Origin of the sequence: Rhizobium croatiense, assembly GCF_019793465.1 — a bacterium.
GTDB classification, from domain to species: Bacteria; Pseudomonadota; Alphaproteobacteria; order Rhizobiales; family Rhizobiaceae; genus Rhizobium; species Rhizobium croatiense.
Genome location: NZ_JAILYJ010000006.1, coordinates 53,596 through 66,526 on the forward strand (window position 1 = coordinate 53,596; position 12,931 = coordinate 66,526).

The window sequence follows — 12,931 nt, forward strand, 5'->3', positions numbered from 1 at the left end:
TGGGACAACCGACAAGCCGGAGACGATACTTTCAATATGGTGAACGAGCCCATCGGAAGCTCGCCAGTATGGTACGCAGTGAGGATTCTCCGGCGCTTCCCCACACCCTACCTCATTCCTGTGCTCGTCACAGGAATCTATCGCGCCCAAGTCCTTGGGCGCGATAGACACTCTTCACTTTAGAAGTCATTCACGGCGCGGACGCGCCGTGGCTGGCCGAGCGAAAAACCATCACCTGCTCACATTTTGAGCAGTCATTACGGAATAACCATTCCCACCCCGCGTCCCATCACCTCAAATGCCCGGAAATCCCGCCTCTTTCCCGCAACGCAAAATCTTTTCCCCGAACTGCGCATGGTTCTTGCATTGCAATTTGCGTTGTATTCAAATGAACAAAAAAGGGGAGCCGCACCTTTGGCATTTGACGAAATGATTACCGGGGACGAGAGTCCCCGCCCGCCTTATGAAAAATATTTCGAGTGGTACAATAGCCAAGACCGGTCGCATCTGATTGCCAAGTCCCGCGATGCGGAGAACATCTTCCGGAAGACCGGCATCACCTTCGCGGTCTACGGCCACGCCGACAGCTCCGAAAAGCTCATCCCCTTCGACATCATTCCCCGCATCATCTCCGCCCGCGAATGGCGCAAGCTTGCCCAGGGCATCGAACAACGGGTGATCGCCCTCAACGCCTTCCTCGACGATATCTACCATAAGCAGGAGATCATCCGTGCCGGCCGCGTTCCGCGCGAGCTGATCGAGCACAATGTCGCCTTTCTGTCCGAAATGATCGGCTTCCGCCCGCCCGGCGGCGTCTACACCCATATCGTCGGCACCGACATCGTGCGCACCGGCGAGGATCAGTTCTACGTGCTGGAGGATAATGCCCGCACCCCTTCCGGCGTCAGCTACATGCTGGAAAACCGGGAAACCATGATGCAGATGTTCCCGGAACTCTTCCATGAGAACAAGGTGCAGCGCGTCGAAGACTATCCCTATCTGCTGCGCCAGAGTCTTGCTTCGCTTGCGCCTCCCGGCTGCACCGGCAAGCCGCGCGTCGCGGTGCTGACGCCCGGCATCTATAATTCGGCCTATTACGAGCATTCCTTCCTCGCCGACATGATGGGCGTCGAACTGGTCGAGGGCTCTGATCTGCGCGTCATCGACGGCAAGGTGAAAATGCGCACGACCCGCGGCTACGAGGCGATCGACGTGCTCTACCGCCGCGTCGACGACGACTTCCTCGATCCCCTGACCTTCCGAGCTGATTCCGCGCTCGGCATCCCCGGCATCATGGACGTCTACCGCTCCGGCAATATCACCATTGCCAACGCGCCCGGAACCGGCATTTGCGACGACAAGGCGATCTATTCCTACATGCCGGAGATCGTCGAATTCTACACCGGCAGCAAGGCGCTGCTCGAAAACGTGCCGACCTGGCGCTGCTCGGAAGCATTAAGCCTGAAATACGTGCTGGAGCACCTGGAGGAGCTGGTCGTCAAGGAAGTCCACGGCTCCGGCGGCTACGGCATGCTGGTCGGCCCGACGGCGTCGAAGAAAGAGCGTGCCGATTTCGCCGAAAAACTGAAAGCCAAGCCGAACAACTACATCGCCCAGCCGACGCTGTCGCTCTCCACCGTGCCGATCCTCGTCAACAAGGGGATCGCGCCGCGCCATGTCGACCTTCGTCCCTATGTGCTCGTCTCGGACAAGGTTCAGATCATTCCGGGCGGGCTCACCCGCGTGGCGCTGAAGCAAGGCTCTCTGGTGGTCAATTCCAGCCAGGGCGGCGGCACGAAAGACACCTGGGTATTGGAGGACTGATGCTCGGAAGAACCGCAAACGGCCTCTATTGGATGTTCCGTTACATCGAGCGCGCCGAAAATATCGCCCGCCTCGTCGATGCCGGGCTGCGCATGTCGCTGACCCGCAGCAGCGCCGGCGACGACAACTGGGATGGCGTGCTGCAAAGCGCCGGCGTACGCGAAGCTTATGACGAGGGCCACGCGAAGCTGACGAATGCCGATGCGATCGACTATCTCCTGCGCGATCGCGCCAATCCGTCGAGCGTCATGTCCTGCATCGAGTCCGGCCGCAACAACGCCCGCATGGTGCGCACCGCGCTGACGCGCGAGACCTGGGAAGCGACCAACGAATGCTGGATCGACTTGAAGTCGCTGCTCGAAAAGCGCGTCAAGCCGGCCGAGATGCCCGAGGTGATCGACGCCATCAAGCGCCGCGCCGGCCTGATCCGCGGTGCCTTCCACGGTTCGACGCTGCGCAACGAGCTCTATAATTTCGCCCGCATCGGCACCTTCATTGAGCGGGCCGATAATACCAGCCGCATTCTCGACGTGAAATATTACGTGCTGCTGCCCTCGGTCTCGGCGGTCGGCTCCTCGCTCGACAATGTCCAGTGGGAATCGATTCTGCGCTCGGTCTCCGCCCACCGCGCCTATAGCTGGGCCTATGACGGCGAATACCGGGCGATGAACATTGCCGACTTCTTGACGCTGAACGTCCAGATGCCGCGTTCGCTTGCCTATTGCTACGAAAAGATCGTCAGCAATCTCGGCTATCTCGCCCAGGATTACGAGGCGCGGCTGCCTGCCCACGACACCGCCGACGCGATCCGCACCACGCTGCAGACCCGGGCGATCCGCGACATCATGGATCAGGGCCTGCACGAATTCCTGGAGGATTTCGTCTCGCGCAACAACCAGCTCGGCGCAGAGATTTCCGACGGCTACCGGTTCTATGTTTAAGCGGATCAGACCATGAGACTGAAGATCAGCCACCTCACCGAATACCGCTACGACGAGCCGGCGCAGTTCTCGCTGCAACGCCTCAGACTGACGCCGCCGACAACCGCTTCTCAGAAGGTGCTCGGTTGGTCGTTGAACGTCGAGGGCGCCACGCCCGAGGTGGAGTATGACGACCAGTACGGCAACCACGTCAATCTGGTCTCGCTGGAAGGCGTGCAGCACGTGACGCGCATCTTGGCCGAGGGCGAGGTCGAGACGGCGGACAATAATGGTGTCACCGGCCCGCACACCGGCTTCTGCCCGCTTTGGCTCTTCCTGCGCGAGACGCCGCTGACCAAGGGCGGCAAGCTCATCAAAGAGCTCGTCAAGAGCGTCGGCGGCGACAACGAGCTTGCCCGCATGCATGCGCTGATGGCGGCAATCCATGTGACGGTCGACTATAAGCCCGGCACCAGCAACGCCGCGACGACGGCCGAACAGGCGCTGGAGAAGAAGAGCGGCGTCTGCCAGGACCATGCGCACATCTTCGTTTCCGCCGCCCGCGCCCTGCAGGTCCCGGCCCGTTACGTCTCCGGCTATCTGATGATGGAGGAAAAGATCGAACAGGCGGCGACCCATGCCTGGGCCGAGGCCCATATTCCCGGCCTCGGCTGGGTCGGCTTCGATCCCGCCAACGAGATCTGCCCGGATGCCCGCTACGTCAGGATCGCCTCCGGCCTCTGCTACCGCGACGCTGCGCCGATCTCCGGCATGCGCATCGGCACGCCGGGCGAAACACTGTCGGTCACCGTGAAGGTGGAAGATGGCGGGCAATTGCAAAGCCAGAGCCAGAGCTGAGCGACATCGGCTGTGAATCTATGTCCCCCTGCGGCCCGGCTGGGGAGCCGGCGACCGGCGCATCCGGCATTCCGACATACTCCGGCGCGTTAAACTCCACACCCAGGCAGCAATCAATCTGCTGCAAAAACCTGGAGGTGGCCACGCCCGCCATAGCTGAGGATCGCCTGATCGGCCGTCATTAACGGCACGCGATGGAAACGGGCTGTAGCGACGATGAGGCGGTCGGCGGGATCGGCATGAAAAGTACCGGGCAACCGAACGCTATCCACTGCAATGGATGGCTCAATCGGTGCCAGTTCAAGTCCCGGCAGAGCCAACGCACTTTCGATCCACCGCCCGACGTCGTCTCCAAGAGCCAAGCGTCCTTTCTGCACAAGCATCGCGATTTCCCAAGGTGTGATCGCCGAAACCAGGATCCGGCTTTTCTCCGTCATCTCGTCGATGATGCGCCGGGCATGTGAACCGAGACGCGCATCGTCATGCATCGCCCAGATCAGGATATGGGTGTCAATGACGATCAACGGACGGCTTCCCAATCCTCCGGCTCGCCTACCGGGGACAGCGGATCGTCATAGCGTAGGACGCTGCCCTTCATCGCGCCAATAATGCTTTTCCGCTCGTTTGCCTCGCGTGCCGGTGAGAGCACCGCAACAGGCCTGCCGCGCTTGGTGATCACGATGGTTTCGTCATCGCTCTGCATCTGATCGATAAGGTTCAGGCATTTCGCCTTGAACTCAGTGGCGCCGACGACCTTCGACATGACCATATCTCCTGTACATCTGTACAGAAATATAGACATTTTCGAAGCAAGCGCAAAGAAAAAGGCGGGATGAAGTGCCCGCCTTTTCCAGCTTCGGATAGATGCCCTGTCAGTGGCTGTCCTTGCCGACAGCATTTCCGCGACATCCCTTGAGGAAGTCGAGGTCGGCGCCGGTATCGGCGCCTTCGACATGCTGCTGGTGCAGGTAGGCGTAGCCCGACGTCGGCAGATCGTGGTTCGGCTGCCATTCGGCAAGCCGCCGCGCCAGTTCCTCGTCGGAAATGTCGAGATGCAGGCGACGGTTCGGCACGTCGAGCTCGATCATATCACCGTTCTTCACGACCGCGAGCGGACCGCCGACGGCCGCTTCCGGAGAGGTGTGCAGCACGACGGTGCCATAGGCGGTACCCGACATGCGGGCGTCGGAAATGCGCACCATGTCGAGAATGCCCTTCTTCAGCACCTTCGGCGGCAGTCCCATGTTGCCGACCTCGGCCATGCCGGGATAGCCCTTCGGCCCGCAATTCTTCATGACCATGACGCAGTTTTCGTCGATGTCGAGATTGTCGTCGTTGATCTTGGCCTTGTAGTCGTCGATATCCTCGAACACGACCGCCCTGCCCTTGTGCACCAGAAGATGCGGCGAGGCGGCCGAAGGCTTCAACACCGCGCCCTTCGGCGCGAGATTGCCGCGCAGCACGACGATGCCGCCCGACGAGGTCAGCGCTTTTTCGGCCGGCAGAATGACGTCTTCGTTCCAGTTGACGACGTCCTTGACCTCATCCCAGACGGTTTCGCCCGAGACGGTCAGCGCGTCCTTGTGCAGGAGCCCGGCCTCGCCGAGGCGCTTCAGCACGACAGGCAGGCCGCCGGCATAGAAGAATTCTTCCATCAGGTACTTGCCCGACGGCATCAGGTTGACGATGGTCGGCACATCGCGGCCGCAGCGGTCCCAGTCGTCGAGCGAAAGATCGATGCCGACGCGGCCGGCGATGGCGAGCAGGTGGATGACGGCGTTGGTCGATCCGCCGATCGCCGCATTGGTGCGGATGGCGTTCTCGAAAGCCTGCTTCGTCATGATCTCGGACGGCTTCAGGTCGTCCTTGACCATCTGCACGATGCGGCGGCCGGTCAGCTGCGCCATCACCTTGCGGCGGGAATCGACGCCGGGGATCGCGGCGTTGCCGGAGAGCGCCATGCCAAGCGCCTCGGCCATCGACGCCATCGTCGAGGCGGTGCCCATGGTGTTGCAGGTGCCCGATGAGCGGCTCATCGAGGCTTCCGCCTCGAGGAACTCGGCCTGCGTCATCTCGCCGGCCTTCACCATTTCGGAGAACTTCCACAGATGCGTGCCGGAGCCGACGCGTTCGCCGCGGAAATAGCCGTTCAGCATCGGTCCGCCGGTGACGACAATCGACGGCAGGTCGCAGGAGGCCGCGCCCATCAGCAGCGACGGCGTGGTCTTGTCGCAGCCGACGAGCAGCACGCAGCCATCCATCGGCTGGCCGCGGATCGCCTCTTCCACCGCGAGCGCGGCGAGGTTGCGGTACATCATCGCGGTCGGACGGAAGGTGTTTTCGGAGGCCGAGAATACCGGCACCTCGAGCGGGAAACCGCCGGCTTCCCATACACCCGCCTTCACCTTCTCGGCGAGCTCTCTCAGATGACCGTTGCACGGGGTCATATCCGACCAGGTGTTGAGGATGCCGATCACCGGCCGGCCATCGAACAGGTCGTGCGGATAACCCTGGTTTTTAAGCCAGCCGCGGTGATAAATCACATCGCGGCTCGTGCCGCCGTACCATTCCTGCGACCTCAGCCGGCGCGGCCATTCCGCTTTCTTTTTCATTTTCTCTGTCCTTCAGGTGAATTGCCGGGCCGCCTCGTACGGCCCGGGTCATCGGATATGTCTCAAGCCAGCGTGTAGGCGGTCTTGACCACCGTAAAGAATTCGCTCGCATACTTGCCCTGCTCGCGCGGACCGTAGGACGAACCCTTGCGGCCGCCGAACGGCACATGGAAGTCGACGCCCGCGGTCGGCAGGTTGACCATGACCATGCCGGCCTCGGCGTTGCGCTTGAAATGCGTCGCATGCTTCAGGCTGGTCGTGGCAATGCCGGCCGAAAGGCCGAACGGCGTGTCGTTGGCCGTCGCTAAGGCCTCGTCATAGTCCTTGACCCGGATCACCGAGACGACAGGTCCGAAGATCTCCTCGCGCGAGATGCGCATCTGGTTGGTCGCTTCGGTAAACAGCGTCGGCTGCAGGTAGAAGCCGGGTGTTTCGCGGGAAATCACTTCGCCGCCGAAAGCGAGCTTGGCGCCTTCCTTTTTGCCGATCTCGATGTAGTCGGTGTCGGTCTTCAGCTGCCGCTCGTCGACGACGGGGCCGATATGCGTGCCGGCCTTCAGCGCGTTGTCGACGACCAGCGTCTTCAGCTTCTCGGTCAACGCCGCGACGAACTTGTCGTGAATGCCTTCGGTGACGATCAGGCGCGACGAAGCGGTGCAGCGCTGGCCGGTCGAGAAAAAGCCGGAATTGGCGGCGGCTTCGACGGCGACGGAGAGATCGGCGTCGTCGAGCACGACCATCGGGTTCTTGCCGCCCATTTCCAGCTGGAACTTGCGGTTATGCTCGATCGAGGCGGCGGCGACGCGGCGGCCGGTGCCGGTCGAGCCGGTGAAGGTGATGCCGGCAACGTCGGGGCTTTCCAGCATGGCCTGGCCGACGACCGAGCCCTTGCCCATGACGAGGTTCAAGACACCCTTCGGCAGCCCTGCCCGATTGAGGATGTCGACAATCGCCCAGGAGCAGGCCGGCACCAGTTCGGCCGGCTTGAAGACGATCGTGTTGCCGTAGCAGAGCGCCGGGGCGATCTTCCAGGCCGGGATGGCGATCGGGAAATTCCACGGCGTGATGATGCCGATGACGCCGAGCGCCTCGCGGGTGATCTCGACGCCGATGTTCGGACGCACCGACGGGATGACCTCGCCGGCAAGCCGCAGCGCTTCGCCTGCGAAGAATTCGAAGATCTGCGAGGCGCGGATGACTTCGCCGGTGGCTTCCGGCAGGGTCTTGCCTTCTTCGCGGGCGAGCAGTGCGCCGAGCTCGTCCTTGCGCGCCATGATCTCGTCGCCGGTCTTCTTCAGGATGACGTGGCGTTCCCATATGCCCGAGCGCGACCAGGCCGGGAAGGCGGCCTTGGCGGCGGCGATGGCGTTCTTGGTATCTTCGGCGCTGCCGTCGGCATAGAGACCGACGACTTCGTTGGTGTCCGACGGATTGATGTTCTTCGTCGCGTTCGTGCCGACCCATTCGCCGGCGATCAGGTTTTGATAAATGGTCATGGGCTCAACAAGCCTCCTTTACCGTTTACAAACAACGGCCCGGCTGCGGATGCAGCCCGACCTCGAAAATCAGAGCTGCTTGACGGAAATCTCTTCTTCGGCCGCTACCTTCAGCGGATTGCGCAGCGGCAGGCCGAATTCGGCGACTTCGATCTCGAAGAGGTCGCCCTCTTCCGTCTTGATGCCGTCGGCAAAGGAAAGTGTCGCCGTGCCGAACATATGGACATGAACATCTCCCGGAACCCGGAAGAGGCCATATTTGAAATGGTGATATTCCAGATTGGCGAAGGTGTGCGACATGTTCGCTTCACCCGACAGGAAGGGCTTTTCGAAGATCACCTTTTCGCCGCGCTTGATGCGTGAGGTGCCGCGGATGTCGTCGGGGGCCGCGCCGATGCGGATTTCCGGACCATAGGCGGCCGGGCGCAGTTTCGAGTGGGCCAGATAGAGATAGTTCATCCGCTCGGTGACGTGATCGGAAAACTCGTTCGACAGGGCAAAGCCGATGCGGAACGGCGTTCCGTCTTTGGCGATGACGTAGATGCCGGCCATTTCAGGCTCTTCTCCGCCATCAAGGGCGAAGAAGGGCGAGACGAGCGGCGCGCCGGGGGCGGCAGTGCCATAGCCGTTGCCCTTGTAGAACCATTCGGGCTGCACGCCCTTTTCGCCAGCTTTCGGCTTGCCGTTCTCGAGACCCATCTTGAACATCTTCATCGAGTCGGTCAGCGTTTCCTCGGCCGCCTCAGTGGTCTTCTTGTGCATGGAATCGCGGGTGGCGGCGGAGCCGAGATGGGTAAGGCCGGTGCCGGTCAGATGCAGGTGGGCAGCGTCCGGATGGGTGATCGGCGGCAGGAAGCGGCCGTCCGCGTAAGCCTTTTCGAGGTCAACGGTTTCGCCGAAACCATGCGCCTCGATGACCGCGGCCAGCGACTTGCCGCCGTCGGCGGCTTCCATCGCCAGCTGATAGACGCTGCCGGCATTGTTGACCGATCTCGCCGCGCCGCCCTGCTCGCGCACGGCGACGACGATCTCTCCGTTGGCACCCTTGATCTGGGAAATAAGCACGACTTTGATCCTTCTCGTTTCCGCGAAGACAGAAAAGCTCCGCCTGTCCGGCTCCATCAGGAGCCGGAATCCATCTTTCATACGACTGCGAATGCCGGGGCTGGCGCCTGTCGGCGCTCAGCCCTTGTTCTTGTTGTAAACGTCGAAGAACACGGCGGCGAGAAGCACCGCACCCTTGACCATCTGCTGGAAGTCGATGCCGAGGCCGACGATCGACATGCCGTTGTTCATGACGCCCATGATGAATGCACCGATGACCGCCCCGGTGATTTTGCCGACACCGCCGGATGCCGAGGCGCCGCCGATGAAGCAGGCCGCAATCACGTCAAGCTCGAAGCCGACGCCGGCCTTCGGCGTTGCCGAGTTCAGGCGAAGCGCGACGATCATGCCGGCGAGGCCCGCAAGCACGCCCATGTTGACGAAGGTGTAGAAGCTGAGGCGCTGCGTGTTGATGCCGGAAAGCTTGGTCGCCTTTTCATTGCCGCCCATGGCATAGATGCGGCGGCCGATCGTCGTGCGCTTGGTGACGAAAGCGTAGATCGCGATCAGCACCAGCATGACGACGAGAACGTTCGGCAGGCCCCGATAGCTCGACAGGAGCCAACCGAGCCAGACAATGGCGACCGAAACGACCACGTTCTGAAGGAGGAAGAAGCCCATTGGCTCGACATCGATCCCGTGGCTCTCGTTCACCTTGCGGCGGCGCCAGGCGAGGTAGAACAGGATGACCGGCAGGATGACGGTCAGGATCAGCGAGGTCGACTGGAGGGGCGTGCCGAAGACGTCGATCATGTCGCCCGGCAGAAAGCCGGTGCTGATGACCTGGAATTCTTTCGGGAACGGGCCGATGTTCTTGCCGTTCAGCACCGTCAGCGTCAGGCCGCGGAAGACGAGCATGCCGGCGAGCGTCACGATGAAGGACGGAATGCGGTGATAGGCGATGAAATAGCCCTGCGCCGCGCCGATGATGCCGCCGACGATGAGACAAATCAGACCGGCGACCCAGAAATTCATGCCCCATGTCACGGTGAAGATCGCCGCGAGCGCGCCGACGAAGGCGACGATCGAACCGACCGAAAGGTCGATATGGCCGGCCACGATGACGAGCAGCATGCCGAGGGCCATGATGACGATGAACGAATTCTGCAGGACCAGGTTCGTCAGGTTGACCGGCTTGAAGAGGATGCCGCCGGTGTAGAACTGGAAGAACACCATGATCGCGACGAGCGCGATGAGCATGCCGTATTCACGAATGTTGCCGCGGATGTAATCGGCAACGGAAACGACGTTGCTTTCCTCGGTTGCTGGGTTAACCGGAGTCATTGTCTCTTCTCCCCTGAGCGCATGATAGCGCGCATGATGGTTTCCTGGCTTGCTTCTCCCTTCGGCAGTTCGGCGACGATGCGTCCTTCGTTCATCACGTAGATGCGGTCACAAGTGCCAAGCAGTTCGGGCATTTCCGATGAGATCATCAGAACGCCCTTCCCATCGGCGGCAAGCTGGTTGATGATAGTATAAATCTCGTACTTTGCGCCAACGTCGATGCCGCGGGTGGGCTCGTCGAGGATCAAAATCTCGGGATCGGAGAATAGCCATTTCGACAGCACGACCTTTTGCTGGTTGCCGCCGGAAAGATTGACCGTTTCCTGGAAGATGCCGTGCGAGCGAATGCGCAGCTTCGACCGGTAATCGGTCGCAACCTTCGTCTCCTTGATGTCGTCGATGACGCTGTTGTTCGAAATTCCGTCGAGATTGGCGAGCGTCGTATTGTGCAGGATCGTGTCGTTGAGCACGAGGCCGAGCTGTTTGCGGTCCTCAGTGACGTAGGCAAGACCCGCATCGATCGCCTTGCGTACGGTGCTGACATCGACCGGCTTGCCGTCGACGAAGACCTCGCCGCTAATCTTGTGCCCGTAGGACTTGCCGAAGACGCTCATGGCGAATTCAGTGCGGCCCGCGCCCATCAGGCCGGCTACGCCGACGACCTCACCCTTGCGGACATTGACGTTGATGTTGTGCAGCACCTGGCGGTCGCGGTGATGCTGGTGATAGGCGTTCCAGTTCTTCACCTCGAAGATCGTCTCGCCGATCGGCACGGAGCGCGGCGGATAACGGTCGGCGAGGTCGCGGCCCACCATGTTCTTGATGATGATGTCTTCGCTGATCTCGTCGGCGTGACAGTCGAGCGTCTTGACGGTCATGCCGTCGCGCAGGACCGTGATCTGGTCGGCGACCTTGCGGATCTCGTTCAGCTTGTGGGAAATGATGATCGAGGTGATGCCCTGATTGCGGAACTCGATCAGGAGATTGAGCAGCGCGTCGGAATCCTTCTCGTTCAGCGACGCTGTGGGCTCGTCGAGGATGAGCAGCTTCACGCTCTTCGACAGCGCCTTGGCGATCTCGACGAGCTGCTGCTTGCCGACGCCGATATCGGTTACCAGCGTATTCGGCGATTCGCGCAGGCCCACCTTCTGCAGCAGCTGCTTCGTGCGGTTATACGTCTCTTCCCAGCTGATGACGCCCTTCTTGGCGTTCTCGTTGCCGAGGAAGATGTTTTCGCCGATCGACAGCAATGGCACGAGCGCCAGTTCCTGGTGAATGATGACGATGCCGATTTCTTCGGAATCCTTCAGTACCTTGAAGTGGCGCGTCTCGCCTTCATAGACGATGTCGCCTTCATAGCTTCCTGTCGGATAGACGCCCGATAGCACTTTCATCAGGGTCGATTTGCCGGCCCCGTTTTCGCCCACCAATGCGTGGATCTCACCTTGGCGAACCTTGAGGTTCACGTTCTCCAGCGCCTTGACGCCCGGGAACGTCTTGGTGATGCTCCGCATTTCGAGGATGGTATTGTCCATAGTCAAAGTTCCAGCGCCTTGAGCCGCCGAGCGGCCTGGCGATCATAAAATCGAAGGCCGGAACCCGCAAGCACGCGGGCTCCGGCCTCGTGTTTAACTTACTTCAGCTTGTCTTCGGTGTAGTAACCGCCGTCGACCAGTATCTGCTTGTAGTTGGTCTTGTCGACCGAAACCGGCTTCAGCAGATAGGACGGAACGATCTTGACGCCGTTGTCGTAGGTCTTCGTGTCGTTGACCTCGGGCTCCTTGCCGGACATGACGGCATCGACCATGGCAACAGTAACCTTGGCGAGTTCGCGGGTGTCCTTGAAGACCGTCGAGTGCTGTTCGCCAGCGATGATCGACTTGACCGACGGGATTTCAGCGTCCTGACCGGAAACGATCGGGAGCGGCTGGTCAGCCGAACCGTAGCCGACGCCCTTCAGCGAGGAGATGATGCCGATCGAGAGACCGTCATAGGGAGACAGGACGGCATCGACCTTGGCGTCGGTGTAGTTGGCCGAGAGCAGGTTGTCCATGCGGGCCTGGGCCGTAGCCGCATCCCAACGCAGGGTGCCGACCTTATCCATGCCGGTCTGGCCGGACTTCACGACGAGCTTGCCCGAGTCGATGTAGGGCTGCAGGACCGACATTGCGCCATCATAGAAGAAGAAGGCGTTGTTGTCGTCCGGCGAACCGCCGAAGAGTTCGATGTTGAACGGGCCCTTGCCATCCTTGAGGCCGAGGGCGTCAACGATGGAGGTTGCCTGCAGAACGCCGACCTGAAAGTTGTCGAAGGTGGCGTAGTAGTCGACGTTGGCCGAGTCGCGGATCAGGCGGTCATAAGCGATGACCTTGATGCCGGCATCGTGAGCCTTCTGAAGAACGTCGGAAAGCGTCGTACCGTCGATCGAAGCGATGACGAGAACCTTGGCGCCCTTGGTGACCATGTTTTCGATCTGCGACAGCTGGTTCGGAATATCGTCGTCAGCATACTGCAGGTCGGTCTTGTAGCCGGCGGCCTCGAGCTGCTTGACGATGTTGTTGCCGTCGTCGATCCAGCGAGCGGAGGACTTGGTCGGCATCGCAATGCCGACGAGCCCCTTGTCCTGCGCCATGGCAGGCATAACGAACGAAGCGACGCCGAAGGCAGCCGCAGCCATCAATGAGATAATGGATTTCATTTCTCTCTCCCTTGTTAATAGTGCAGCGGACGAAAAATCGCCCGCCCCGAAACTGTGGCAGGTTCCGTATTGGATAGTTACTTCAGATGGTGAGAAACGAAGTAGGTCTCCTCCACGATCTCACACGTGTTGAGT

At 60.9% G+C, this 12,931-nt stretch carries 11 protein-coding genes; 3 read left to right on the forward strand and 8 right to left on the reverse strand.

Annotated features, from left to right (window positions below):
* The first annotated feature begins 414 nt into the window (after positions 1–414).
* From K6M89_RS11515 to K6M89_RS11525, 3 genes are read left to right on the forward strand one after another with little or no spacing between them, the layout of a single operon-like run.
* On the forward strand, positions 415–1,824 hold the full coding sequence (locus K6M89_RS11515; protein ID WP_222139524.1) for a circularly permuted type 2 ATP-grasp protein: 1,410 nt from the start codon (positions 415–417) through the stop codon (positions 1,822–1,824).
* Positions 1,824–2,765 (forward strand): alpha-E domain-containing protein, encoded by a 942-nt coding sequence (locus K6M89_RS11520; protein WP_038690626.1) that lies wholly within the window; start codon positions 1,824–1,826, stop codon positions 2,763–2,765. The genes K6M89_RS11515 and K6M89_RS11520 overlap by 1 nt, the downstream gene beginning before the upstream one ends.
* A 12-nt stretch (positions 2,766–2,777) precedes the next feature.
* Complete coding sequence (locus K6M89_RS11525; RefSeq protein ID WP_222139525.1) at positions 2,778–3,602, forward strand: transglutaminase family protein; 825 nt, start codon at positions 2,778–2,780, stop codon at positions 3,600–3,602.
* A 113-nt stretch (positions 3,603–3,715) separates the two neighbouring features.
* On the opposite strand, the gene K6M89_RS11530 is transcribed toward K6M89_RS11525, so the two are convergent.
* The 8 genes from K6M89_RS11530 to chvE all read right to left on the reverse strand — a co-directional run bounded on the left by K6M89_RS11530 (position 3,716) and on the right by chvE (position 12,796).
* Positions 3,716–4,126, reverse strand: coding sequence for a type II toxin-antitoxin system VapC family toxin (locus tag K6M89_RS11530; protein ID WP_097578395.1), 411 nt, complete (start codon positions 4,124–4,126; stop codon positions 3,716–3,718).
* Complete coding sequence (locus tag K6M89_RS11535; protein ID WP_222139526.1) at positions 4,123–4,365, reverse strand: type II toxin-antitoxin system Phd/YefM family antitoxin; 243 nt, start codon at positions 4,363–4,365, stop codon at positions 4,123–4,125. The genes K6M89_RS11530 and K6M89_RS11535 overlap by 4 nt, the downstream gene beginning before the upstream one ends.
* Positions 4,366–4,474: 109 nt before the next feature.
* Positions 4,475–6,214: an L-arabinonate dehydratase gene (gene araD / locus K6M89_RS11540; RefSeq protein WP_222139527.1), complete on the reverse strand. Its 1,740-nt coding sequence runs from the start codon at positions 6,212–6,214 to the stop codon at positions 4,475–4,477.
* A gap of 62 nt (positions 6,215–6,276) precedes the next feature.
* The gene (locus K6M89_RS11545; protein WP_038690636.1) at positions 6,277–7,710 is read right to left on the reverse strand and encodes an aldehyde dehydrogenase family protein; all 1,434 of its coding nucleotides are present in this window, start codon (positions 7,708–7,710) and stop codon (positions 6,277–6,279) included.
* Between the two features lie 69 nt (positions 7,711–7,779).
* On the reverse strand, positions 7,780–8,775 hold the full coding sequence (gene araD1 / locus K6M89_RS11550) for an AraD1 family protein (protein WP_222139528.1): 996 nt from the start codon (positions 8,773–8,775) through the stop codon (positions 7,780–7,782).
* A 117-nt stretch (positions 8,776–8,892) separates the two neighbouring features.
* Positions 8,893–10,098 carry a multiple monosaccharide ABC transporter permease gene (gene mmsB, locus K6M89_RS11555; RefSeq protein ID WP_222139529.1) on the reverse strand — a complete coding sequence of 402 codons (1,206 nt, stop codon included), beginning with the start codon at positions 10,096–10,098 and terminating at the stop codon, positions 8,893–8,895.
* Positions 10,095–11,633: a multiple monosaccharide ABC transporter ATP-binding protein gene (gene mmsA / locus K6M89_RS11560; RefSeq protein ID WP_222139530.1), complete on the reverse strand. Its 1,539-nt coding sequence runs from the start codon at positions 11,631–11,633 to the stop codon at positions 10,095–10,097. Before mmsA ends, mmsB begins: the two co-directional genes overlap by 4 nt.
* 98 nt (positions 11,634–11,731) lie before the next feature.
* Positions 11,732–12,796: a multiple monosaccharide ABC transporter substrate-binding protein gene (gene chvE / locus K6M89_RS11565; protein ID WP_096768932.1), complete on the reverse strand. Its 1,065-nt coding sequence runs from the start codon at positions 12,794–12,796 to the stop codon at positions 11,732–11,734.
* Positions 12,797–12,931: the final 135 nt, after the last annotated feature.